Here is a 26065-nt window from a genome sequence, read left to right as displayed (position 1 = left end):
GTTGGTTGACTATGTGCCTTTCACTATAAATTGTGCACAAACAAAAATCAATACTTTTTTATAATTATTACAATCTAGGATTTAGAATTAGTTTAAAATCATAAACAAAAAAGCAAGCCCTATAAGGCTTGCCGTATATGCACTACTGTATTAATTTACTAATAGGTATGCTTCAATTTTTATGTTCTATAATGATTACTTTGATCACTTCTCGAAGTTTTGGCATGGAGGCTTTCAGACAATATTCATGTAGAATTCATCATAAGATCATAAAAGCAGCTGCTTCCTATCGAGAAAATCCAAGATATCCTGAACCGACTGGATTACCTCCCGACCTTCAGTCGATGCGATTAGATCGGGTTCCAGCGGTGCTTCATAGGGAGCATCAATACCCGTAAAATGATGAATTTCTCCGGCACGCGCTTTCTTGTACATTCCTTTTGGATCGCGTCGCTCACATTCCTCCAAGCTGCACTGTATATAAATCTCATAGCAACCTTCCTGCTGTAAAATCTCCTTTACCATTTTACGATCTTCACGATAAGGGGAAATGGTGGCGCAAATCGTTAGAACACCCGCATGTGCCATTAGCTTTGCTACTTCAGCAATACGGCGGATATTTTCTTTGCGGTCAGCGGGCAGGAAACCTAGATTCCGATTTAAACCGTGCCGAACATTATCCCCATCTAAAATAAACGTGTGTATGCCTCGTGCGTATAACGCTTTTTCAAGTGTGGAGGATACCGTTGATTTTCCCGAACCTGACAGCCCCGTAAACCAAAGCACCGGACTTTTATGGCCATTCAAAAGCTGACGCGCTTGCTTATCAACATCGGACACATGCCAGGTTATATTCGAAGATGGATTCATTCAGCACCTTCCTTTTTCATGAGATATTATAGTAAACGATTTAATGCGCTGCCTTTACTTTAAGAAAGAACATTTTTAAAGCTGTTTAAGGTACGTTGGTCTGCTTTGTGATCCAACACTGCAAAAACAATCCGCTCAAACAGCAAACCATATCCTTCATCTACAAGCACTTGCTTGAACCAGAGGGCAACCTCTTCCGGCTTATTGCGGAATACTCCGCAACCATAGGCTCCCAGCACAAGATGTTCTACGCCGTTTTGCTTAGCCATTCCAAGAATGTAACGGATCCGCTCCAGCATCACTTCACCAATCCGATTCACCTGCTCTGGTTCCCGTTCTCGCACAACTCCAGCATTTACAGCAGGTGCGGTCAGGAAATCGACTTGATACGGCTTCTCCAACAATGTCCCGTGATCATTCCGAAATACCGGAACTTCAGGCGAATAAATCATATAATCTGAATAAAAACAGCTCCGCAGCTTCCGATTATGTCCATACATCTCTTCCATTTGTGAAATGCAAGGATACAATGCTGACGAACGAGCCAAGCTTTCTTCTTGAGCCTGGCTGCCTCCGAGAAATCCACCTCCCGGATTATTGGCTGATGCAAAATTCAAACACGCCACGTGGGTCAGCTTCTCCTCTACCTGGAGTCTGTATGCCGCCTGTAACGTGCTTTCTCCCGTAATTTCCAATTTTGCAATGATCGTCTGTTCTTCTATGCGGGAAGAAGGCCCCAATATACTTTTTATTCTTTGCTCTGCCTCTTGTTTTACAGCTATCAGCTGAGAAGGTGTATATAACTTCGAGTCTGTGACCGCATTTCCTATTTCTTTTGTCATATTTACTTGAACCTGTTTGATATTCGTATAATACCCATGTTCCAAAATGGATAGTGTTTCCTGCGCCATATGCGATCGGGCATCCCGGTTGCTCCGGGAATTCATTGTATTTTTCACGGTGACTATTCCTCCTTTTGCAATACATCCTCACGTAAATTCGTCAATATTTCTCCTAGCCAGTTCGTGCCACGCCATAGCTTGCGGTTCCGTATACGAGCATCGCTCTCAGCTAAGCCTACACCCCAAATGGTGTCGGTCGGACTAGCCTCAACCAGAGTGGTTCCTTTCGTTTTAAGCAAGTGCTTGAGCAAATTCGGATTTTGTGTAAACTTGGCGTAATTACCGTCATACACAAATTGCTGGCAATTGCCCTCCCACAAGGACTGGTCAAATCCGCGCACACTGCGGCCACGGGCTTTTTGCTCCCTTGGGGTAGGGGCTTGCATAATTTTCAGGGCCGCCTCTTCATCCCCAAAAAGCTGTGCTTTTTTTAACATCATATATTGCTCGGCACAGTTAAACTCCAATCCATCCACGACAAAATCAGAAGGATACCATTGCGAAAACGGCGAATGACTGCGATAAAAAAACGTAAACTTTTCCATGAAGATTCCTCATTTCATATTCCTTATGCTACATAAAACGCGATCGAGGCTTAAATCGGTATAACTTGGACGGACGATGTCCGGCTGCCTTTCTATACTCATTGGTTTCTTCAACGAGATCAGCTATTTTACGACGAAAAGCTGCGGCCAACAGCTCCTTACCTAGAATAATTTCATACACCTGCTGAAGCTCACTCAATGTAAATAGAACTGGCATCAGGTGAAACGCGATATCTGTGTATTCTATTTTGCTGCGTAGACGCTCTATACCGTACGCAATAATTTTTGCATGATCAAAAGCAATTCCTTGTGACTCCAGCACTTCTCGCTTGATTTCAATGGTTCTTCCCTTAAGAATTTCAGTTATTTTTACTTTGGCTGACAGATGGATGTCCCCATGCTTTAATGTGATGTCAATGTCTTGTTCCCATGTGTAGCCTTCCGGCTGATTCGTCCGCGTCTCCTGAGCTACGCTGTAATCCAGCTCAAACCATTGGGCATCAGCGGCATCATCCCCCGCCTGTACCTCCAAGGAATCATGGTCCACCAATGCCATGTAAGCGCAGCTGATTACCCGCATACGAGGATCACGTGCCACATCTCCCCAAGTATATAGCTGCTCCATATAAATTTGATCCACATTCGTTTCTGTTTTAAGCTCGCGTCGTGCAGCCTCTTCCAGACTTTCATGTATGCCTACAAAACCACCCGGCAACGCCCATTGCCCTATATAGGGATGCTCCCCTCTTTGGATCAAAAGAAGCTGGAGGGTCTTCTCCGGCAGCTTCCGGTAATTTTGTTGGAGGTGATCCATTACCGTAAATAGCAGCATATCTACCGTTACGGATGGGCGCTCATATTCATTCGCATCATAAGCGGCCAAGAACTCCTCTTCCGTTAAGCCACTGTGATTATGTTTCGATCCATCTGTCACTTGCGTCACCTACCTGTTCATATATGGTCATTTGTCGCTTTTGATTCAAAAGTGACGAATGCTTTATGTAATTTTTAATTTGAATCAATTGATAAAAACAAAATGTTAATATCAATACAATAATATATAAAAAGTGCTTCGTCAATAGGGTGTATAGACCTATTTTCAATTGTTGAATAGTACTATTAGACTGTTTACTGAATTTTACTTGTTGCTTATTGTCATATCATGTATGATGTTTTGGTCAATATAGGAAATACAACATACTAAACACGTAGGGAGAAGATCTAATTGTCTAACCAGTTTAACCCGCAAAACAATCAGCAAGGAGCACCATCCAGACCAGCCCCTGTTTACCCGCCTCCTGTATCATTCAAGGAGTGGATGATCAGTTTACTTTTGATGGCTATACCGGTAGTTGGACTTATTATGCTGTTTGTGTGGGCATTTAGCGGCTCGACTAATCCGAGCAAAGCTAACTATGCTAAAGCAGGCCTTCTTTGGGCCGCTATTGTAATTGTGATCTATATCATTATGGCTGTTGCTCTGTTGCCTGCTATCATAAGTTCATTGAATTCAAGCAGCTACTATTGATTTCAAGTACATAGCAAAATAACCTTCTGATGAATCAAGCTGATACATCAGAAGGTCTTTAATCTAAACTGCCGATCCCGTCGGCAGTTTTTATTTGATCTCTTTTCGCTTTACTCCTCCCAATTGGCGTAGCTCCCCCTTATAGCTTGAAAAAAAGCAAAAGAGAAACCCTGATTTTGTGTGGACCGCGTTTCTCAGGCAGCTAACCTAACTTCCTTTACTTATACCAAAGATCATCTGTTTCAAGTTCCTGTAGACTGCTCAAAAACGATTTTGAGTTATCAACATAAAGTTCGGTATCAATATAGTACAGCTTTTTATCATGTAAGCATTGATCAATATACTCTGCATTTAATATACTTTTATCTTCTACATTGGCAGCAAAAGCTTGTAATTTGGGAAGCGCGGTTTTCTGATATTCAAGCCATGAATGATGGAATCCAGCTGGCTCCTCCAGACAATAAATATCATGATACAACGCTTCAGCAATTCCCTTCTTCCTGAGATAGTCGGGTGAGAAAGGCATACTTTTGAAGTGCCGGCCGGTCATGGCGAACACGCGGTAGCTCCAATGAGGAGCACCGTGATTAGATTGGCAAAAAAGATTCAGGAAGAATACAGAATAGTGCATTTTAATTGTAATAACTTGATGTTTCTTCACTTCCGAAACAATACGATCCGCCATCCGACTGTCAATGATCTCATCAAAATCAGCCAAAATGATCACATCATCGTCTTTAACTTTATCCTGTAAGATAGAGGTACTCCTGTTTCTTTGGCAAGCCTCATTATGAAACGCACTGTTATAGCTGAGCAGACGCCAGTACCAGCGGTCAAAGTTATCTGCGCCGCAGCTATCCACATCGAAGTACAATGAGTGCTTCTCAGGTTCACGAAACAGTTGATCCGCGTGAAATGGATGATGAATCACCTTGGGACCAACATAATCTGGATTAAAGTTGCAGGGCTTATCCAAATAGCTGAACGTCTTGTTGGCTTCGATCACGTGCAGCTCGTCAATCCAGCCGGCATTTTCTTTTATTTTAATATCTGCAATGCGATTTTCATTGAAAAACGGGCAAAATTCATATACTTTCATAATCTGAAGCTCCCCTCCCCTATCATGGTATATGGGCGAACACCGATGCTTTGGCACAGATGTTCGGATATGAAGCGTATTAGCTCAGCGATCGTCTGATCCTTATAATGTAGTGAACTATAATAGCAGGTTAAACTTAATCTATCGCGTCTAAGACCTGCTGTTATATTTAGCTTGTAAGCAGAGGGATTGTCTGCCGCGTTCGTATTTCCGTAAGAAATGGATAAAGGCTCGTACAACTCATCGGCTATCCCGTTCATTTCCTCTGATTGGTAATGGAAAAGCATGTGTGTTCCGTCCTTTAGTGGTTCCGTATTTGGATAAATATACTGTATCAAATGACGTAAAATAAAGTAATCCATGCCTTCAGATGGAATATGCCGCAACGTGTGTACGACATGTCCCAGTGCCATTTCCCAATTGTCGGACAGTTCTCCTTCCGGGATCTGAATTCGAAGGGGATATGCTCCGGCGAAAAAACCAATTGTACGATCAATCACGATACCTGGCAAAAAGGACTCACGTTGATAAGACATCACATGCAGCAGCAAATCTGATTGCTTTTTCAATTGGAAACAAGCCTGTGACAATGCCGTCAGTAAGATGCTCAGTGGTGTAGTATGATGCTTTACAGCCAATGCTTTTAGAAGAAGCATATGCTCCTCTCCTTCAAGTAAATCATACGTAATGGTTCTCATGTGTCGGTGAAGAGGCTGTATCTCCGATTCCGTGTCAACCTGTAAAGATTGGCCGCCTTCCACAACCTTACTCCAGAAAGTGGATGCTTTAGGAAAAGGATCTTTTGCCGCATATTGCGTCAACGCTATGCACCAATCCCGATAACTGCTTCCCTCCTCCTCCGCATGTAACGCCAGATCATTCCCTTTTCCCGGCAGGAGAAGATGTCTCAACTCTTCTAAAAAAATGTTTATGGAAATCCCGTCAAAAATTAAATGATGGAACAGAAGTAATATCACCTGTTGTCTCTCTTCGCAATAATGGTCAAACAACACAACTTTCCATAAAGGTCCTTCCTTGATATCGAATTCACGCTGCACTTTCGAGCAGTATTCCGAAATGTAGGCGTCATGTGATCCCGAGACCATGTGCAAATCCACGTAAGAGACCACCTGTTCTATACTTATTTTCTGCTCAAACTGATACCATTCATCATCCAGTTGAGCAAAGGATAGTCGCAAGGCCTCATGTTTGTTCAATAGTGACTCAAGCGACGTGTTCAGTAATTCTATAGGGATACAATTTTTGAGCCGGGCCAGATAAGGTACATTAAACATGTTACGATTCACGAGATCTCTTTGGAAAAAACGTTTTTGTACAGCAGACAGCGGAAATCCGTCATCCGGATATGCTTTTCTTATGGACTGAATATATGAGATATCCATTTTCGGACAAAGGACAGCTGCTGTATCTGTCATTGCATTACTTAATGAAAGGGCTAAACGTTCAATCGTCTGTTCGCGAAATATTTGGTTGACCGTAACCGGATATCCGCTTTTTTGCAGCAGGCTGGCTATGCGTAGCGCATGGAGCGAATGTCCTCCCAACGTATGAAAGTCTTCATTTTTGCCAATGTAATCTAGCTTCAGAACCATACCCCAAACTTCTTCTATTGTTTGTTCCAATTCAGTCTTCGATCCAGCATTTGATTCTCTATCACTACTATGAATTTCAGGTAAAGGAAGCTTTTTGCGATCGATTTTTCCGTTAGCCGTTAATGGGAACGATTTCAGCCAAACATAACGAAACGGTATCATATAAGATGGAAGACCTTCAGCCATAAAAGTATGAAGCTGCTCCACTCGTTGCTCCTCTTCCGCTGTATAGTAAGCGATCATCCGCAAATCGCCATGAACCTCCCGGACAAAGGCCAGACATTCTTTCACTACAGGATATCTGCTAAGACGGAACTCGACTTCTCCGAGTTCGATTCGATAGCCGCGAAGTTTTACCTGATCGTCAGCCCGTCCGATATACTCGATATTCCCGTCTGGCAGCCATCTCGCCCGATCTCCCGTATGGTATAGAATTAAATTTGTACCTCTTTCGCCATCTTTGGCAGAGCGATATGGATTCAGTACAAACGCATGCTGTGTCAATTGGTTTTGCCGCCAGTACCCCCTTGCAACCCCGTCTCCCCCCACGCATAATTCCCCGATTGCTCCGACAGGCTGAACACGACCCCACTTGTCCAGAATATAACAAGTTGAGTTACTAATGGGCTTGCCAATAGGAATATTCTGCTCAAAAGGCTTTTCGATCCGGTAGCTCGTCGAAAAGGTGGTGTTCTCCGTAGGGCCGTATGCATTGAGAATCGAAAGTTCCGGATAGGCAAGCCGGATACGATTTATATGCTTAACCGACAAAATTTCCCCACCTATGAGCAGCCATTGGAGTCCAGCAAATATCTTTTCATTTTCTTCAATCCAGTGATTACACAGTGCGGAACTTAGCCATAGTGTATTAATTCTCCACTCCTTCATCCGCTGCTCCAGCACATGGATATTTAGAAGATCATCTTTTGAAACTACAAACAGCTGTCCTCCGTTCAGCAACGTCCCCCAAATTTCAAACGTAGAAGCGTCAAAAACAGGCGAACCCGTATAGAGCAATCTGATATCAGAGGAAAACGGGAAATAACAGGTGTTTTTGACCAAGCGAATGACACTGCGATGTTCCACCATAACGCCTTTCGGTTTTCCTGTCGATCCTGATGTATACATTAGATAAGCAAGGTCATTGGGAGCAATCATGTTCTCCTTCTCTTCTTGTTGCACCACTTCATTTTGGTCAAAATGCTCTGTATTAATCAGTGTTACACGGACTCCCTTACAGGCTTCCGAGATGCGTTCCGCTCCTTCCTGTGAGGTGATGATGGTGCCCAGTCCAGCGTCCTTAATTAATTCACGGGTTCTTGCTGCCGGAAAATCGGGGTCAATGGGAACATAGGCATATCCCGCTTTCATGATCGCTAGGATGGAGACAATGAATTCAAGAGAGCGCGACAAGTAAACCCCGATAAACTTTCCATGACTGTTATCATCAGCATTATCCGTTAACATCTTGGCAATGTGCTGAGACATGAGGTTTAGGGTGTGGTAGGACAGAACCTGATTGTGCGCAATTACTGCCGGCTGCATAGGCCGTAGTTTCGCTTGCTCCTGGAATAAATCAACAATTGAACGTTCTCTGGGATATGCTGTATACGTATTGTTCCAGTCATAGACGATTTGATCATATTCATCCTTGTTCATAAAGCAAACGTCTCCGACGGTGTGATTCGGATATTCCAACACATATTGCACCGTATTTAGCAGTTGCTCTGCCAGTCGGCAAACCGTTTCTTGTTTCAGTCGATCTGCATCATACATAAACTTGATGGTGATCTGTTCCCCGTCATTGGCAACGGTGATCGTCATTGGATAATTCGTTTTCTCTCGTTCCTCCATAGCTGACATCTTCAATTCATTTTCAGGCTGCCGATAGTCGTTCAAATAATTTTCAAATGCCACGATACCGTAAAACATGATATGTCCTTGAATACCAGACCAGCTCTTCAGTTCGTTCAGACTCACATAGCTGTAGTCGTTTAGTTTCTGAATGGTTTGGTGCAGCTTTTGTACATATTCAGTGATGGTTTGCTCCACATTCCAGTGCATGACCAAAGGCAACGTATTAATCAGCATACCCGTGACCCGATCCGATTGTGCAAGATCCGATCCCCTCCCGGACACGACCATGCCAAATACGGTTGTATCCGCATCTTGATAGACTTGTAGCACTTTGCCCCATGCGAACTGCACCAACGTATTTAGCGAAACTTGTGCTTGCTGTACAAAATCAGCGATCCGCTTGGCTCGTCTCGAATCGATACAAAAAGTCTCGATCTGTTGGTTCTCAATCGGTTGATGTACATCGGGAAGTATGCCCTTTTCTATCGGCAAATGGGTTGGCTCCGTTACGTCGGCCAAATATGCCTTCCAGAATGACTCGGCCTCCGTGCGATCCTTATTGTTTAACCAACGAATATAAGTTTCAAAAGAGCGGGTCAAGCTGCGCTGTGGTATCCGCTTTTGCAGGCTACAAGCATAGAGCTCATGAACCCGACTCAGTAGTAGCGGCAGACTCCAACCGTCCAGCAAAATATGATGGTAACTCCAGATCATCGTCCATTCATTCGAAGCGGTCTGAATCAGTGTTATGCGGAACGCAGGCTGACTCAGATCAAAACGGCGATTACGATCCATTGTCATCCAGCGTTCGATACACTCCTGTTGCTGCTCTGGTTGCTCTGCTTCAAAATCCAAAAATGTCCAATCCCATTCTGCATTTCGGACAATACATTGTATGTGCTTGTCCAACGCCTCCCAAATGTAGCAAGTCCGCAAGCTATCATTTTCGGCAATGACGCTGTTCCAGGCCTCTCGGTAACGGTCTACCTCTAACCTGCCATGATATTTCCAACTAACCTGCACAAAGTATTGATCGGAACTAGGATGATCTAAATAATGGAACAGCAGTCCTTCTTGTAAGGGACTTAGGTACATCATTTTATCCAAACCATATTGCCAATGATATGTCTTTACGATCTGGTCGAGCGAATGCTGTTCCAGTGACACTGATGGAAAATCACTAGGTGTGAACTCTTGGTGTTCAGTCCGGCTGCAATGTTCGATAATAGCAAGCAAACGTGTTATAAAAGTATCTAATAACTGAGTAATGGTGGCTTCTTCATAGTGACGTTTGCTATATTTCATAAACAAATGCAGCTTGCCATGAACAATGGAACAGTTGAGTTCCAATAGGCTTGTTCCATGATTAAGCGGCGAGCTATAATCCTGTGCTGCGTCACTTGTAAACCCTAACCACTGATTTAATTCGCTCGCATTCCCCTGATCAAACTGGCCCAAGTAATTGAAAAGAGCCTGAGGTTCAGAAGCTGATAACTCGGAACGGACTTCTGTATTCGGATGGCAGTATCTCAAAGCGCCATATGATATGCCGCGGTGAGGAATACAACGCAACTGCTCTTTGACAGATTTAATCGTCGCTCCCAAGGGGGAACTGTCCGTAATCTGAATGCATACCGGAAACATGGAGGTAAACCAACCGATGGTTCTTGTCAGATCTATATCCGATACAAAGTGCTCACGTCCATGACCTTCTAAGCGAAACGCAATCGTCTTCTGCCCAGACCAAGCGGAGAGCGCCAGGGACCAGGCTGTAAGTAGCAGGTCGTTAATCTCGGTATGGTAAGCTTGGGAGCAATGGTGCAAAAGCAGTTCCGTATCGTCTGGAGTAAGCATCGTAACCCATCCCGAAGATTCACTGCTCTTTTTACGAGCCGGGGAATGGTCTACTGGCAGCACAAATGCTGCGGTTTGATGCTGCACTTTTTTCCAATATTCAATATGACGTAAAGTATCTTTATGTTTAGAATAACTCATCAATACAGAATGCCATTTTTTGTATGGATTTAAAACAGTAGGCAGCGCTATACCCTGATACAATTGATACAATTCCTGGACCAATATTCTCCAAGACACTCCATCAATGACTAGATGATGTATAGTCATAAACAGACGGGTTTTACCGTCAGGGTGACCTTGAATTACTCCTGCATACATCATGGCGCCCGTCTCATAATTCAATTGTCTGTTCCACGTATCACATATGCTTGAAATTTCGGATTCGGGATAATCGACTTGTTGAAGGGTGTAGCTAGCCAGTTGAATGGAAGCATCCTTTCGGTAGCGCTGCGAATACACATGTTCCTTGACTACGATCTCCATTGAAAGCTCTGGATGTAATCGAATCAATTGATTAATGGCAGTTTCCAGCTTCACAGCATCACAATCACTGAGTACAAACAGCTGAGATTGGTTGAAATAATGCGGCTCTACAAACTGTTGCTCGAAAAACCAGTGCTGGATCGGTGTCAAACCAAATTCGCCTGTCAAGTCAACGCTGAGACCTTCCTTTTGATCATTGTCTGTCCAAGTAACCACAGTAGCTAATTTCTGAATGGTTGGATACTCCGCAACTTGTCTTGGAGTAAGCATGATACCATGATCCCTGGCCATAGATACGACCTGAATGGCAAGAATTGAGTCTCCCCCAACCGCGTAAAAATGGTCGTTAACCCCGATATCTCCTCTTTTTAAAATCTGCCGCCAAATCCAAAGCAAGCGCTTTTCGAAACCGTCCTCGTCTGCTTCCACAACTTCATCAGCTTGAATAAATAAGTTGCCCCTCGGATCGGGGAGAGCTCCACGTTCGACTTTTCCGTTTGTATTTACTGGAAATGAATCGAGATAACAAAAATAGGAAGGAACCGTATAAGCTGGTAATACAGAGTTTAAGTGCTGTGTCAGATCGGCCTCTTTCAGTTCTTCTACGGCAGTATAATAGGCCACCAGTTTATGGTAGGACCCGTCTTTCCAGGCTTGAACGATACATTGACCGATGTCGGGATGTTGGCAGAGCTGATGTTCTATTTCACCCAGTTCGATACGATACCCTCTGATTTTAATTTGTTCATCACTACGGCCGATAAATACCAATTCACCGCCCGGCGTCCATTTCACAATGTCCCCGGTTCTATATAACCGCTCACTGTGTGGTGGCTTTTCACTGCTGTTTACAACCTCTTTGTGAACGAACCGTTCCTGAGTCAGTTCTTCACGATTCAAATATCCTCTGGCAAGCCCTATACCGCCCACCCATAGTTCGCCGGGAACGCCGACAGGCACAGGACTACCGAATGGATTCAAAACGAATAAACGTTTGTTATAGACGGGTTTGCCGATCGTAATTTCTTTTCCTGGTCTGCAGACAGAAGTAGAACAAATAATCGTCACTTCGGTCGGCCCGTAAGCGTTCACGAATCGTCTTCCTCTTCCCCAATAGTCCACAATATCAGACGTACAGGGTTCTCCAGCAGATACAATTGTCCGCAACCTTGGCAGTTCCCTATGTTTCATCGTTCGCAGCACAGATGGCGTCAGCATGGCAATGTGGATATTTTTCTCTTCAAGAATATCTGAAATGTCTGCATAAGGAGGCAGTTCCTCGTCTGACAGAACAACCACTGTTCCGCCTACTGATAGCGTGCCGATCCATTCGTAGACCGAAGCGTCGAAACTAATGGAGGCGAATTGCATGACTCTTGAATCTGAGGTGATACCAAACTTTTCAACAAGGTAAGGGATCAACGTAACCAGACCAGCGTGTTCAATAAGTGTTCCCTTTGGTCTTCCAGTAGAACCGGATGTGTAGATGACATAAGCCAGATCATTCTGTTTAACCTTGATCTTCAACTTTTCGTAGGGATAGTAGTCCTGCTGCACCAAGCATTCATCCACACAAATCAGCGAATGTGCTCCCATACCCATTTGAGAAATATATGGATTCAGCCTACTTACTAATTGGCTGTGCGTTATAATCATTTGGGCCTGTGCATCTTCTAAAATAAATCGCAGCCGTTCCCCTGGATATTGCGGATCGACCGGAAGATAAGCAGCGCCCGCTTTCATAACTCCAAGCATCGATGGGATCACGTCCGCGCTTCTGTCCAAGACGATGGCAATCAGCGTGCCGGTCGGCAGAACGCCATGCCCCTGTATCGAATACGACTCTAAAATCATGCGGCTGATTTGATTTGCCCGGTGATTTAACTCATAATAGGTCAGCTTCTGCTCTCCAAACTCCAAGGCGATTGCATCGGGTGTTCGGCCAGCCTGCTCCTCGATCAATTGAACCACAGTTTTATCCAAAGGATAGGCTTGTTCCGTATCATTCCATTGTTGCATCTGTCTACGTTCTCTTGTGGTCAGCATGGCGTGAAATAGTACCCTCTTCTCCGGAAGAAGGAGTGCATTTGCCAGCAGTGTTTTGAAATGGCCTGCGAATCTAGCGATTTGCCTTTTTCCAAAACGACTGCCATCATACTGTATTGCGCACTCCAATACATCCGGGCCATAACGGTAGCAAAGCGCGATTTCTCGCTGATCTATACCATGTAGGGGAGCCAGCTCTACCATATTTAAACTTGGAGATGGGAAGTTATCATAAATTTCTGCGATACCCACATTGAAGAAATCCTTCTTTCCCCCTGATAGAGGATCAACTTTAGTTTGCTGCGAAAAATCCTCTCTCAATTCATCGCTACTATGTTGTTGGCTCCATTCCATTTGTATCCTTTGTATCAAAGAGAGAAGATGATCTTCCTTCTGTATATGAATGAGTAGTGGATAATCCAGACGACATTCTTCCCCTTCTTTGTCTGATACCACGGAATATAAAACAGGCAGAGCATATTGATTGGCGTAATGGGATAGCAGTACGGACCATATGGCTGTTATAAAAGAAGGCACACCCAGCTGATGATGCTGTACAAATCCCATAATCGCTTTGACCTGTCTTGTCCCCAAACGAATCTTGTAAAGCGCTTGATCATCGCTTTCGGGCTGTCCGGCATTTCCACTATGGTGAGAAAATAAAGGCAAGTAACGTCGCGGCCTATCAGAACAACTCTGATTAGGTGTATTGGCTGATTCCATCACTTATTAAACCTCCCCTATCCGGAATGCCATACCGGCAGCTTGATAAAAAGCAGCCCTGACTTCCTTAACCTCTATCTCGTAACTGCATCGTATAGAAAAAATAAGGCCGTCCGTGTAGGAAGAAGTAATGCAATTGAACAGTGAATAGATCGGCAGCGGATTTGGTTGTTTTATGACAATATCATCATAATAATTGCTGTGTTTTGAGCCTGCTTTGGCACTGTTTCCTAAATAGTTAAACATGAACAAGTCTAGTTGCTCGTACTGCTTTCCAAACTGTACGAGTGTTCTGGCCCGTTCCCACTTGTCTTTGTAATCAGGACTTGTAAGAAGATGCATAAAATTAATTGTGTGGTGCTTTAATAAATCCAGTCTGCTTCTGACAGACTGCATCATTTCATCTGGATTCTGCTTCAGTTCCATCAGCATAGGCACAAAATCAATAAATTCACCAGCTGTGTTATAATAAGCCGCCTCGTCGTACCTTCTTCCATCATATAAAAATAACAATGGTAGCTTATCCATACCTAAATAAGTTTGCAAGCCCTTTGTATAGACAGAAAGCGCAAACTCCAAAGAAGGATTTTCAGCAGGGATGCTTACGTTAAACAGATAGGCTTCTGTGCTCGTTCGAAGATTCGGTGCTTGGAAAACGTTTTGCTTGCTTTTTTGGAACGCTTCCAAATTAAAGGCTGATATCAATTCTTGTTCCGTAATTCCTTTCGGTCCACTTTGGATTTGTTTCACATACTCCACATAGGGCTTCACTTCATCCTTAGGAAGGGGCTGATTTTGAAGCAGACTCCTGTAGTAAGCAATCAACTGTCGTTCGGCTACTTCCGATGTCACCCGATCGCATATCGCATGATGCTAAATAGTAATGACATAATGTTCACGCAGGTTTCGTTTCAGCACAAACATGTGGAACAAAGTATGTTCTACGGCGAAACGGGTGTTCGTTACATAATCATTTATCATGTCCGCAATAGGACCACATGGATTGTAATCCGACACGTCAATAATGTTGAGCTTTGGCAAACCATCGCTAGGAAGTACGTATTCCCACCAATAAGTCCATCCATCTCTTTGTACCGGGACGCTTCTCAGTAATCCTTGACTTTGTATAAAAAGAGCGTAAGCCTGATCCAAAAAATCGTAATTCACACACTCATCTAGCCTAAATATACCTAAGCTTGGAGGTGTATGAAACGAAATTTGCATTTGTTGAATTCCACTTAGCGGATATTCTTGTGCCACTTGCCCTGTTTTAATCCACTGATCTTTTCTCAAATAATCGTCTTCCAGCCGCTTGCGTAAACTTGCCGCCTGATCCAGATCCATGCTTATTAAGCCTAGACGCTGGAAAAACTCCTCTTCATCCATGGTCCAGTATGGATCAGCCATGTTAGCTTTTTGATGCAGTGGTACAATGTAGTGAGGCAGTAGCTCTTGAGCTATTTTCCCATCCATGATCCGCATGATATGGTTTACGTCGGCCGCCGTGTCGTAGTAAAGCACCTGAATATCTCTAACTTCGTGAATAAAATCCCTTACTTGGTATTTCACCAGCTCGTAAACACCATCTGTTTCTTGGTGAAGCCAAGACACCAACTCTTGAGTAGTTTCTATGATGCCCTGCTGCTTTTGGGACCCTATAACACTTATCTGAGTTGAACGAAGATAATCAGCGAGTGCCCGAATCGTTTTATAGTGGTAAATGTCTGTTAAAGTGGCGTGATATCCTGCACGCTCCATTCTCGACATTAATGTAAGCGCATGAATAGAATGCCCACCGAGGTCGAAGAAGCTATCTAAAACACTGAACTGCTGCACACCCAATACATCCTGCCAGATGTCCATCAGCTTCGTTTCCAGTCCCGGCTTCGGAGACACATATTCTGCACCACCATGTATATTCTCTTCAAGGGCCAACAGTGCCTTGCGGTCCAGCTTACCATTCAGTGTCAATGGCATTTGCTCTAGTTGTATATAAAAAGATGGAATCATGTAATTCGGCAGCTTTATAGAGAGAGCGGTTTTAATTTCATCTGCTGTCAGTTTCTTGGTCGCCGTAAAGTATGCTTCCAGCTGCTTTTGACCGGCCTCATTTTCACGGGCAATAACTGCCGCTTCTTGTACATCATCTATTTTTAATAAAGGCGACTCTATTTCCCCAGGCTCAATTCGATAACCCCGTATTTTCACTTGACCGTCAATCCGGCTGATATATTCGATGTTTCCGTCCGCTTGCTCTTGCACCCAATCTCCAGTTCGATACAACCTGCCTCCAGGTACCCATGAAGACTGAATAAACCTCTCTTCTGTCAGCTCTGGACGATTCAAATAACCTTTAACTAATCCATCGCCAGCGATGTACAGTTCACCTGCAACTCCCTGCGGCAGAGGATGCTGCTCTTGATCCAAGATGTAAACCTTCGTGCTGCTGATTGGTTTGCCGATCGGTACGGTATTTGCATTTTCGTCCAAATGATCAATCGGGTAATAAGTAGCAAACACCGTACTCTCTGTCGGTCCATAGACATGAATTAAACGGCCCGGACCTAGACGGGCAAACGCTTTACGCACATGGCTGACTGAAACCTTCTCACCACCGAATAGCAAGGTTTCAATAGTTGCAAAGCAATCGGGATCAACATCCACCAATGCATTAAAAAGTGCTGTCGTGACGAAGCATTTCGTGATCTGTTGTGTCCGTAGGACGCTTGATAGCTCACGTGCATTCATGGTTTGATCTTGTGAGTTCAAAACGAGAGTGCCTCCGTTAAGCAAAGCCCCATAAATACCAAATGTAGAACCATCGAACGAAAAACTGGCCACTTGTAATATCCTATCTTTTGTCGAGAATTGGATGTAATTCGTCTTTTTAACAACACGTATAATATTGTAGTGCATCGTCAGGGTACCCTTAGGTTCGCCGGTTGAGCCAGACGTATACATAATGCAAGCAAGGGTGTCGGAACCTTGATTAGATGTGAGATTTCCTGTTTCTTTCCCGTAGTTCCGCTTGTCCATCAAATCCAGTACAACACTGTCGAGCTCTGTTTGTTGGTGGATTGGAAGCCGGGTCAGCAGGAGATTTGCACCAGAATCCGTCAGCATATAGCGTATACGTTCCTTCGGGTATTCAGGATCAATTGGCACATAGGCTCCCCCAGCTTTTAAAATCCCGAAAATTCCGATGATCATTTCCAATGAACATTCGACCATAATTCCGACAGCCTCGTCATTATCTAAACCTTTAGCCCGCAAAACATGTGCTAGTTGATTAGCCTGTTTGTTCAGATCAGCATACGTCAAGTGCTTGTCCCCAAATACAACCGCTATGTGATCCGGTGTGCGCTCAACCTGCTCTTCAAACAATTGATGAATCGTTTTCTCCCGCGGGTAATCCGCTAACATACCGTGTAACATACTCCATTTCATCTCCTTCTCCTATTAACTTTTTTAAAGATAGGAATCTTTTGTATGAGCCAACGCTAAAAAAGAGTATGTGTGGCACTTAGAAGTGTTTTCTGGATAGGCAATTGGATGAAGTGAATGAAGATTACAGAGGATAAACCATAATCCCGATATTACATTAGGTTGGGTATTTAACTGGAGAAAAAGAAATGACATCAGAGCTTGTTTTTCGACTGAAAATTTCTTTAAAATAAGTATATAGCTACTTTTTGCTCTACAATAAAATACCACAGATTGGTTACTCGACTGGAGGAAAAGAAATGACATCGGAGTGGCAGAGATTACAGACCAAACTGCCGGAATGGGTAGAACAAAGCCGTCATGAGTATATTCATGGCAAGGTAGCAGCATATATTCCCGAACTGTCCAAAGCCCCGGCCGACGCGCTGGGTGTTGTTGTAATGAACGGTGCGGGTGAAACTGTGGTAGCTGGGGATACGGAAATCCAATTTACGATGCAAAGTATCTCAAAGGTATTTACGCTCATTCTGGCCTTGATGGATAATGGTGAGGACGTTGTCTTCTCTAAGGTGGGTATGGAGCCTACCGGAGACCGTTTTAATTCCATGTTAAAGCTAGAACTGGTCGAGCCGGGTATTCCGTTTAACCCACTGATTAACGCCGGAGCGATCGCAGTCTCCTCTCTGATTCGCGGGAACAGTCCAGAAGAGAGATTTGCGCGTGTTCTCCAATTTTTCCGCCTGCTTACCCACAATGACACATTGGAATATGATCAGGATGTCTACGATTCAGAATCAGCTACAGGCCATTTGAACCGTTCCCTTGCTTATTTTCTAATGGAAAAAGGAATTTTAAGAGGTCATGTGGAGGATGTGCTTGAAGTTTATTTCAGACATTGTGCTGTCAAATTGAACTGTACAGATTTAGCACGTATGGGACTTGTACTAGCTTACAACGGCCGTGATCCGGTGACAGGTATACCGCTGATTCCCCGCCGCTATGTACAGATCGCCAAAACATTTATGACGACATGCGGCATGTATGACGCCTCAGGGGAATTCGCCATTCAAGTCGGACTACCTGCCAAAAGCGGCGTATCAGGCAGTATTATGACGATGGTACCCGGACGATATGGCATTGGACTGGTTGGACCTTCTCTGAACCGTATGGGCAACAGTACAGCCGGTGTACACTTGCTGGAGAAGATGTCTCGGGATTTGGACTGGAGCTTGTTCTAAGTATACGAAAAAAAGGGTATTCCCAGCCTTTACGGCTTATAGGAATACCCTTTTTTGTTGCGTGTCTTCTATGTTACGAGATTTGACCGTTAATCAGTTTAATTTGAATGCGGAACGGATCAGCTACATACTTGGCGCCATCGCGTTCTTGTATTCCATAGCCTGCTGCCTCTAAACGAGTTACAATGGCATCCAATTCATTCTGATTCGGTACGATCAATTCAAAATAATCCAATCCTGCAGCATTCTCAGGAGCTGGTGGTGCTCCTTCACCTGCCCATATATTCAAGCCCATATGGTGGTGGTAACCACCTGCGGAAACGAACATGGCTGAAGAGCCATACCGGCACGTAATGTCAAAGCCAAGCACATCGCAATAAAACTGCTGTGCTTTGAGCAAATTAGACACATGGAAGTGGACGTGCCCGATTACCGTTCCCTGCGGTAGTCCCTGCCAAGGTAGATTTTCGGAAATCGCAACCAAGTCTTCTGCATCCACAGGATCTGTTCCCATAATGTAAAATCCATTTGCATCCTTTTTCCATTGATCACGGGGACGATCTGCATAGATTTCAATTCCGTTATTATCGGGATCATGGATATATAGGGCTTCACTTACATCATGGTCTCCCTGTCCGATTTCAATCTCATGGGCCAGCAGATTACGTAAAGACAGGCCCAGAGCTACACGGTTTGGGAGAAGAATAGCAAAGTGATATAACCCAGTAGCAGATTGACGCGGCAGAATAACTGCATTTTCAATATAATTAAGGATCAGTAGCGCATGCTTCCCATCGACAGTCAATTCAGCGGTATCCGCCGTTTGACGCAGCAGCTGAAAGCCAACGACCTCTGTATAAAATTGAATAGAACGCGCCAAGTTACTAACCTTTAATGAAACCTGCCCGATTTTGGTGTTGTCATGAATATGTGCTGTCATGAGATTTCCCTCTTTCTACATGGATTGGAGGACTAAAACTAATCAAAAATTATTGTTTGGTTGACTCACGACGGCTGAATAAAGAATCCAGAGACAATCGAGTCGTTGGAGCAAATACCAGATGAAGAGCTACCAGAATAAAAGCAATATCCAGCTCATAGCCAGCGCCTTGACCATTCCCCATCAACCCGCCGGACAATTTTGCTGTGAAAATAGCGCCGATCAAAACAATAACCAAAAGCCCAGATACATAGCGAGTGAGCAATCCAAGAATCAATGCAATCCCGCCGACCAACTCAATCACCGCAACGACATAACCTAAAAATCCTGGAACGCCAATGCTGGAAAACCAGCCTGCTACATTACCCAACCCCATTTGGAATTTAGCAATTCCGTGTGCCAAAAACAAAATTCCCAGCGCCACCCGCATAATTGTAGAAATGTTTCTGCTTGCTGAACTCATGTTTATCTCTCCATTCTGTTTGTTTATTACACTCATACAAGTGCATATGAATAATTAATTTATATTACTAATAATTTGGTTAAAAAAATAATACTGTCTGAATCTCTGCCGCACCACCACATTAGTGTGAATCAAACTCGAATTATTAGTAATAGAAATAATTATTTTGTAATGTGAATTTATCATAAGAAACTGTAGTCTGTCAACAAATTATTTGGTATGATAAATATTAAATTAGTATACATTATATTCCCTTAAAGGAGGAACGCTCTATGGGTATAGGATGCAACATACGCGCCGCTCGTAAACGTAAAAATTTATCCATCCAGCAAATATGTGAACGAACCGGACTATCGCAAGGGTTTATGAGTCAAGTAGAAAATAATAAAACCTCCCCTTCCATCGCAACATTGGACAGCATCGCTAATGCGCTTAAGGTTCCCCTTGCTTTTCTGCTTCTTAAAGAAGAGGAACGGATGCAAGTGATTCGCAAGGACGAGCGTCGTAAAACGTTATATGGTAAAAACAACCTCCAGGTTGATCATTTAGGGGGGCAAGGAAACGTTAAAATGATGCTGGTGGACATGCCGCCAGGCTCATCTACAGAAGAGGAACATGCTCATGCGGGGGATGAGATTCATTTTATCTTGGAGGGCACGGTATACGTGGAGCAAGGCGAGGATTCAGCTACTTTGGAAGCAGGAGATTCCTTTAGCTGGAGGGCAGCTATCCCCCATTATGCCAAAAACGTGGGTGAAAACAACGCCCGTATCCTGATTTCCGTATTTCTCGAAGCAGATAATGACGCTTAATAGATACTTACGCAAGCATGAAGCAACAAAAGTACAAATTCCATCAAAAAAAGCGCGTACCGGAAGTATCTTTACTTCAACGATACGTGCTTTTTAAATTTTCACTTACTATTGCTGCTCTTAACTTATCCATCGCCTGCTGGGGCATCTGTACGCGATTCCCACGGCAGCTTGAAGGATTTCATAATTTGTTTGGTATTAGCAGGGAGTCCAGTTACGGGATCACCCGTAGTACCCAGCAGTTCTTCTTTATTTAGCGTGGTAATCCGTCCATAATAAGTAGTGCTGCTGTCTCCCCATCCTGTAGTAAACTCGTAGATCAGCGGCTTATTTAGCTTCGGATAAGTTCCCCACCGATTTTTTGCTTTATTTTTCAAAAAACGCTCAAGCGGATCATATTCCATTGTAAATGTTTTATCAAAAGGGGCTCCCACATACCCTTGATAGGTGACAAGTGGAAAACCGTCCTTCACTTCAACCAAGCTCAGCACATCCCCGTTCACCGTAAAATACCGTAATGCTTCACCTTGAGGGAACATATAGACACTCGACAGGAGCTCAGTATTGGGAAAATGTGCTTCGATATAAGGATGGACAGAACGTCTGCCTAAACGAGTTAACGCATCACGCGCTGTCGCCAGATCTCCCTCGTATATTTCTTCTTTTAATTTACCATGAATCTCTGGCTGCACCTGAATCTGTGTATTTGTCTTCTCCAGCGTATAACCTAATTCAAGCGAAACATCTCTCAGAGGTACATATACTTGTTTACTTACAACCTCAAAGGTAAGTTGCTGCTGGTTCTTACGTGGTCGCTCCTTAAGAACCAAGGGTTCTGCCCACTTTTGTAGCGTAACCTGCTTCTTTTTGACATCCCAGTGATAGGTTGCACCCACAGCTTCGGCGAAAGGTTTAAGCGGAACCATGAGCTTTCCGTCGATCAATAGAAGCTTAGCCTTGCTGTCTATAGGCTGACCGTTTATAACAATATCTATGAACTGCGTTGATTGAGACGCTATGGCACCCTGTTCAGCAGCTTCGGCAACCGCTTGATGCATTGTGGTCAAGAGTAAGGATAGCATTAACAAGGCGACAAACAATCGCTGAAATCCTGCTCGTTTTAGCTTCATCATCAGTCTCCGTTCACTTAATGAACTTGTTCATTCCTGATCTATCTCTTTTTGGCTGCGTCAATGTCTCCAGGATTCAGACCTTCCCATATGTTCGGGATACTAACGGTCTCTGGATGCTCAAATACGAGAAACGCAGTCGGCAAATACCGCTCTCCGTATTCAGAAGAAGGCTTGTTCACAATGGCATTATCCTTGACGAGCACCGTTGAGGAACCTCCATCCAGATTAGCACCGATAACCGCTCCGTGTTTAAGCAAAATATTTTGCATATCATACAAGTTGGCACCAATACTGTACCCAGGCTGACGACCGTCGATGGTCACAAATATAATGGCCCCGTCTGCTCTTTGCCCCATTGCGGTACGGGGAGCAATCCCCCACCCCTCGCTTGCATTGCGAATCAGACCTTTCCCATTCACGATTAGGCGTGGTTGAAAAGTAACCGCTTCTTGCACATTCATTTTGGACAACTCAGACAACGAATAGTGACCGGCTATCATTTTTCCCTGCTTATCAATACCTACGATTTGAACAGAGGCATTTTTACCCATATCATTGTAGAATATCTCACCCTGGGAAATGACAACGCCAATCGGTTTAAAACCATTCCCATTCCAGTTGGGGTCGGCAAAGCCACCGCCATTTACACCAGCAACAGCTCCTAAACGTTCGACCATACTAGATACCCTTTCTCCCCGGCCGACCTTGGCAGGAACCCCGAGCCGGATTTTAGTGGGGTCATGCACCGTCATAACATAGCCATGATAGTTGCGGCCCGATACCTCTTCCACTTCAACCAGCGGCGTTTGTTGTACTTTGGTCGGTATCAGATCAGGCAGATTGATTGTATGTCTGTCCTTCTCCTCACCCATCGCTTCAAAACGGGCCGAATATTCAGCCACACGTTTTTTTGCCTCTGCTTCACCGATAAAGTACTTCGCCCAGTGACGATGTTGGGTCGTGATCAGCGTATCAGCAGCCAAGTAGCGCATATCCTTGCCAGATGGCGTTAAGAACAACCACGCACCGCCCCCTATTCCTGCTAACAGGAATACAATAAAAAGCCGCAGCATAAAGCGACCGAATTTTCCTTTTCGTTTCTTTTTTCTATTTTTCTGCCTGCGAGCTGCTGCACGCTGTGGCAAGACTTCCGGTTTCATTCATCATCTCTCCTGTTATTGGTGACTTCTATCTTATTCATCACTATGGCCCATCAAATGATCCGTAACGATAGGCAGCGACATCTAACGACAATATCATAAACTAATTTTGTAGAATGATAGTGTCAATTTTTTAACAGATTCATCCACTCTGAAAAAAAACACAGGAAAAAGTCCTCCACATGAATGTGAAGGACTGTAATTAAGGGTACTCTACGCTTTTTACGGAGCAGCCTTTGGTTCGAGTAGCATGAACAGTTCTTTCATCTGCTGTCGCTTGAGTTTGGGACTAAGCACATACAATGTATCGCCCGGTTCAATCACCGTCGTGCCTCTCGGGGCAATAATTTGCTCGTCCCGAATTATGGCTGTGAATAAAATATCTTCAGGCAACTGTATATCCTGAATCGCTTTGCCCGCTATCGACATCCCCTTTTGTACCTGAATGTGGTTGATTTCCGAAGTGGTTTTCCCCAGAGAAACTAATTCCAGCAATGAAGGAGACGATGTTTCGTTAGGGTCCATCAAGCCAAGCTTCACCGCTAGCCACGAAATAGTTGTACCTTGAATGATCGCAGAGGTGAGCACGACGAAAAATACAACATTAAAAAACAAGGGTCCTACATCCATCTCATCCAGTAAAGGATAGGTTGCTAGTACAATAGGTACCGCCCCCCGCAGTCCTGCCCAGGATAACAGTGTCTTCTCGCGCACAGAGTACCTGGAAAAAAGCAAGCTTAGGAACACGCCTATTGGACGAGCCACGAGCATGAGGATGAAGGAGAGCGCCAAGCTTTGCCACGCAATGCCCAGCAATTGATCAGGAAAGACCAATAGGCCGAGCAGGACAAACATCATAATCTGCACCATCCAGGCGAAACCATTGTTAAAATGAATAATGGATCGCTTGTAGGTCAAGTCGGAATTTCCCAAGACAATGGCCATGACATAAACCGCCAGCAATCCGCTTGCCTCCAGTAACGATGCCGCCGCATACGTCAAGACTGCAAATGCCAGCGCCATTACAGGATACAAACCGGATGAATCAAAATTCATTTTATTAATCGCATATACACCTATACGTCCAAGTACAAAACCAACGATTAAACCAAAACCCATTTCCCATAAAAACAACAAGATATGTATCCAAATGGATTGCTCAGGGTGATGTATCAGCTCAATCAATGTTACCGTGAGAAATACAGCCATCGGGTCATTACTGCCGGATTCCGCTTCGAGCGTCGAGGTAATTCGTTTTTTGATGTTTTTACCTCCTAGAACGGAAAACACCGCTGCCGCATCCGTCGATCCGACAATAGCGCCAAACAGCATGGATTCCATCCAGCTTACGCCTAAAATAAACTTGGCGCATACGCCAATGACTACGGTCGTAATGATGACCCCTAACGTTGATAATGATAACGCAGGTCGAATAACTGGCTTAACGTCTGCAAACTTTGTCTGCATCCCGCCTTCAAACAAGATTACAATGAGCGCGAGAATGCCCACCAGCTGTGTGATAAAGGCATTATCAAAATAAATAAACTGACTGAGCACCATACCTACGGCAATAAACAAAACAAGCGCAGGCATACCGAAACGGCTGGAAAATTTGGTAGTCAGCACACCGACCAGCAGCAAGCTGGACAGCAAAAGCACAATCAAATTTATAAGGGTTGTCTGTTCCATACGGCTTCTCCTATCTTGAAAATGGATGTTCAATTTTTCGCCTTCTATCTATATACCCTCAAATCACACAGAATACTAATCTTAAGTAAAAAAATATATGAGAAAACCAAAAAATCCAGCTCATGGTCTGTGCTAAATCGCACTCGATGAGCTGGTTTGTATATTTTTTATAAGGTTAAGCAGAGACATCGTCGTGCTTTAGGCTTTAGGATGAATCATATGCGCAGGTACAACATATTGATCGAACTGTTCTTCAGTCAACAGTCCGCTGCGGAGAGCCGCTTCTTTTAGAGACAGTCCTTCTGCATGTGCAAGTTTGGCGATTTTAGCGGCATTTTCATATCCGATATGTGGATTCAATGCTGTCACCAGCATCAGCGAATTATTCAAATTGTGCTCAATTTTAGCGAGATCAGGCTCAATGCCGATCGCACAGTTGTCATTAAAAGCAATAATGGAATCGGCCAGCAGATGAACAGACTGTAAAAAATTGTATATGATTACTGGCTTAAACACGTTCAGTTCAAAATTACCCTGACTCGCAGCAAAGCCGATAGCTGCATCATTACCCATTACTTGCGTAACGACCATCGTCAGTGCTTCGCTCTGGGTCGGATTCACCTTACCGGGCATGATGGAGCTACCTGGCTCGTTAGCAGGGATCGTAATTTCCCCCAAGCCGCTACGCGGACCACTTGCCAGCCAACGAACATCATTGGCGATTTTCATCAAATCGGCAGCGAGCGCTTTGACTGCTCCATGTACGGCCACCACTTCATCGTGGCTGGTCAATGCATGAAATTTATTGGGTGCGGAAGTGAACGTTTTGCCAGTGAAACTGGAAATTTCCGCAGAGGTTCGGGAGCCAAACTCTGGATGAGCATTAATTCCTGTTCCCACCGCTGTACCGCCAATCGCCAGCTCCTTCATATATTGCACCGTGTCGATGATAATTCGCTTGCTCTTGTCCAGCATGGCATACCAGCCACTTATTTCCTGGCCCAGCGTAAGCGGTGTCGCATCTTGTAAATGGGTTCGTCCAATTTTTATAATATCCTTGAATTGCTCTGACTTCTGTTGAAAAGTCTCTTTCAGCTTATCGATGGCAGGCAACAAACGGTCCTCCACTGCAATGACACCCGCTACATGAAGCGCTGTAGGAAACGTATCGTTTGAGCTTTGCGACATGTTCACATCGTCATTGGGGTGCAGCTTCGTATCTTTTCCCTGCTCTTGTAACCATTGGCTTCCCAGATGAGCAATCACTTCATTCACATTCATATTGGACTGCGTACCGCTCCCTGTCTGCCATACAACCAATGGGAAATGGTCATCAACCCGCCCTGCGAGAATTTCGTCCGCTGCATAAATAATGGCATCCTGCTTCTCCTGTGATAACTTACCCAGCTTATAGTTACTGATCGCCGCGCTCTTTTTAAGCACCGCGAACGCCTGTATGACCTCTAATGGCATTTTCTCCGAACCAATCGGGAAATTTTCCTTGCTGCGCTGTGTTTGCGCTCCCCACAGACGGTCTGCCGGTACTTTGATTTCGCCCAACGTATCCTTTTCGATGCGGTAGTTCAACTCATTTCCTCCTCTTGGCCTATGTAATTCAGACAAAATATGGTGATCTCTCTTGCCTATTATACATTAAATTTCA

17 protein-coding genes are annotated in these 26065 nt (G+C 44.2%); 3 read left to right on the top strand and 14 right to left on the bottom strand.

Translation table 11 applies throughout. From position 1 onward, the window contains the following. Positions 1-267: 267 nt before the first annotated feature. From cysC to ACQW03_RS24360, 4 genes are read right to left on the bottom strand one after another with little or no spacing between them, the layout of a single operon-like run. Positions 268-870 (bottom strand): adenylyl-sulfate kinase, encoded by a 603-nt coding sequence (gene cysC / locus ACQW03_RS24375; protein ID WP_220025151.1) that lies wholly within the window; start codon positions 868-870, stop codon positions 268-270. A 59-nt stretch (positions 871-929) separates the two neighbouring features. After that, positions 930-1829 (bottom strand): TIGR02452 family protein, encoded by a 900-nt coding sequence (locus tag ACQW03_RS24370; protein WP_441952181.1) that lies wholly within the window; start codon positions 1827-1829, stop codon positions 930-932. A 5-nt stretch (positions 1830-1834) separates the two neighbouring features. Next, positions 1835-2317, bottom strand: a complete 483-nt coding sequence (locus tag ACQW03_RS24365) for an NADAR family protein (RefSeq protein ID WP_104494645.1) — start codon at positions 2315-2317, stop codon at positions 1835-1837. 28 nt (positions 2318-2345) lie between these two features. Then, complete coding sequence (locus ACQW03_RS24360) at positions 2346-3251, bottom strand: NUDIX hydrolase (protein WP_441952179.1); 906 nt, start codon at positions 3249-3251, stop codon at positions 2346-2348. Between the two features lie 291 nt (positions 3252-3542). Between ACQW03_RS24360 and ACQW03_RS24355 the strand changes: the two genes are divergently transcribed. Continuing rightward, positions 3543-3845 (top strand): hypothetical protein, encoded by a 303-nt coding sequence (locus ACQW03_RS24355; protein WP_181127204.1) that lies wholly within the window; start codon positions 3543-3545, stop codon positions 3843-3845. A gap of 217 nt (positions 3846-4062) precedes the next feature. Here ACQW03_RS24355 and ACQW03_RS24350 read toward each other — a convergent pair whose 3' ends face one another. Genes ACQW03_RS24350 through ACQW03_RS24335 form a run of 4 tightly spaced genes read right to left on the bottom strand, consistent with a single transcriptional unit; the run spans position 4063 to position 16970 of the window. After that, positions 4063-4944, bottom strand: a complete 882-nt coding sequence (locus ACQW03_RS24350; RefSeq protein WP_220029558.1) for a hypothetical protein — start codon at positions 4942-4944, stop codon at positions 4063-4065. After that, positions 4941-13523 carry an amino acid adenylation domain-containing protein gene (locus ACQW03_RS24345; protein ID WP_441952476.1) on the bottom strand — a complete coding sequence of 2861 codons (8583 nt, stop codon included), beginning with the start codon at positions 13521-13523 and terminating at the stop codon, positions 4941-4943. The genes ACQW03_RS24350 and ACQW03_RS24345 overlap by 4 nt, the downstream gene beginning before the upstream one ends. A gap of 6 nt (positions 13524-13529) precedes the next feature. Further along, positions 13530-14375, bottom strand: a complete 846-nt coding sequence (locus ACQW03_RS24340; protein ID WP_441952176.1) for a hypothetical protein — start codon at positions 14373-14375, stop codon at positions 13530-13532. A 21-nt stretch (positions 14376-14396) separates the two neighbouring features. Beyond that, positions 14397-16970, bottom strand: a complete 2574-nt coding sequence (locus ACQW03_RS24335; protein ID WP_441952174.1) for an amino acid adenylation domain-containing protein — start codon at positions 16968-16970, stop codon at positions 14397-14399. A 296-nt stretch (positions 16971-17266) separates the two neighbouring features. Here ACQW03_RS24335 and glsA point away from each other — a divergent pair, with 296 nt between their 5' ends. Next, positions 17267-18205, top strand: a complete 939-nt coding sequence (glsA, locus tag ACQW03_RS24330) for a glutaminase A (RefSeq protein ID WP_061828299.1) — start codon at positions 17267-17269, stop codon at positions 18203-18205. Between the two features lie 73 nt (positions 18206-18278). Here the strand turns inward: glsA and ACQW03_RS24325 are convergent, their stop codons facing one another. Beyond that, a complete protein-coding gene (locus ACQW03_RS24325; protein WP_441952172.1) occupies positions 18279-19145 on the bottom strand; it encodes a VOC family protein in 867 nt (288 codons plus the stop codon). A 49-nt stretch (positions 19146-19194) separates the two neighbouring features. Beyond that, positions 19195-19608 carry a DoxX family protein gene (locus tag ACQW03_RS24320; RefSeq protein ID WP_071640969.1) on the bottom strand — a complete coding sequence of 138 codons (414 nt, stop codon included), beginning with the start codon at positions 19606-19608 and terminating at the stop codon, positions 19195-19197. A gap of 272 nt (positions 19609-19880) precedes the next feature. Here ACQW03_RS24320 and ACQW03_RS24315 point away from each other — a divergent pair, with 272 nt between their 5' ends. After that, complete coding sequence (locus tag ACQW03_RS24315; protein ID WP_013310428.1) at positions 19881-20420, top strand: helix-turn-helix domain-containing protein; 540 nt, start codon at positions 19881-19883, stop codon at positions 20418-20420. A gap of 125 nt (positions 20421-20545) precedes the next feature. On the opposite strand, the gene ACQW03_RS24310 is transcribed toward ACQW03_RS24315, so the two are convergent. The 4 genes from ACQW03_RS24310 to fumC all read right to left on the bottom strand — a co-directional run bounded on the left by ACQW03_RS24310 (position 20546) and on the right by fumC (position 25989). After that, a complete protein-coding gene (locus ACQW03_RS24310) occupies positions 20546-21553 on the bottom strand; it encodes a stalk domain-containing protein (RefSeq protein ID WP_441952169.1) in 1008 nt (335 codons plus the stop codon). A gap of 38 nt (positions 21554-21591) precedes the next feature. Continuing rightward, entirely contained in the window at positions 21592-22713 is a 1122-nt protein-coding gene (locus tag ACQW03_RS24305; RefSeq protein ID WP_076293655.1) for a phosphodiester glycosidase family protein, read from the bottom strand. 222 nt (positions 22714-22935) lie between these two features. Then, on the bottom strand, positions 22936-24402 hold the full coding sequence (locus tag ACQW03_RS24300) for a potassium/proton antiporter (protein WP_220029560.1): 1467 nt from the start codon (positions 24400-24402) through the stop codon (positions 22936-22938). Between the two features lie 198 nt (positions 24403-24600). After that, positions 24601-25989, bottom strand: a complete 1389-nt coding sequence (fumC, locus tag ACQW03_RS24295; RefSeq protein WP_071640977.1) for a class II fumarate hydratase — start codon at positions 25987-25989, stop codon at positions 24601-24603. Between the last annotated feature and the right edge of the window lie 76 nt (positions 25990-26065).

It is taken from the genome of Paenibacillus sp. DRB1-1, assembly GCF_052119485.1.
GTDB classification, from domain to species: domain Bacteria; phylum Bacillota; class Bacilli; order Paenibacillales; family Paenibacillaceae; genus Paenibacillus; species Paenibacillus polymyxa_B.
Note: the sequence above shows the minus strand (reverse complement) of the source record. Positions and strands in the feature narration are given on the sequence as shown.

Excerpts from the sequence above, each read along its gene's own strand:
- cysC (WP_220025151.1), bottom strand. The coding sequence starts at position 870 with ATGAATCCATCTTCGAATATAACCTGGCATGTGTCCGATGTTGATAAG.
- ACQW03_RS24365 (WP_104494645.1), bottom strand. The coding sequence starts at position 2,317 with ATGGAAAAGTTTACGTTTTTTTATCGCAGTCATTCGCCGTTTTCGCAA.
- ACQW03_RS24350 (WP_220029558.1), bottom strand. The coding sequence starts at position 4,944 with ATGAAAGTATATGAATTTTGCCCGTTTTTCAATGAAAATCGCATTGCA.
- ACQW03_RS24345 (WP_441952476.1), bottom strand. The coding sequence starts at position 13,523 with ATGGAATCAGCCAATACACCTAATCAGAGTTGTTCTGATAGGCCGCGA.
- ACQW03_RS24335 (WP_441952174.1), bottom strand. The coding sequence starts at position 16,970 with ATGAAATGGAGTATGTTACACGGTATGTTAGCGGATTACCCGCGGGAG.
- glsA (WP_061828299.1), top strand. The coding sequence starts at position 17,267 with ATGACATCGGAGTGGCAGAGATTACAGACCAAACTGCCGGAATGGGTA.
- ACQW03_RS24325 (WP_441952172.1), bottom strand. The coding sequence starts at position 19,145 with ATGACAGCACATATTCATGACAACACCAAAATCGGGCAGGTTTCATTA.
- ACQW03_RS24320 (WP_071640969.1), bottom strand. The coding sequence starts at position 19,608 with ATGAGTTCAGCAAGCAGAAACATTTCTACAATTATGCGGGTGGCGCTG.
- ACQW03_RS24315 (WP_013310428.1), top strand. The coding sequence starts at position 19,881 with ATGGGTATAGGATGCAACATACGCGCCGCTCGTAAACGTAAAAATTTA.
- ACQW03_RS24310 (WP_441952169.1), bottom strand. The coding sequence starts at position 21,553 with ATGATGAAGCTAAAACGAGCAGGATTTCAGCGATTGTTTGTCGCCTTG.
- ACQW03_RS24305 (WP_076293655.1), bottom strand. The coding sequence starts at position 22,713 with ATGAAACCGGAAGTCTTGCCACAGCGTGCAGCAGCTCGCAGGCAGAAA.
- ACQW03_RS24300 (WP_220029560.1), bottom strand. The coding sequence starts at position 24,402 with ATGGAACAGACAACCCTTATAAATTTGATTGTGCTTTTGCTGTCCAGC.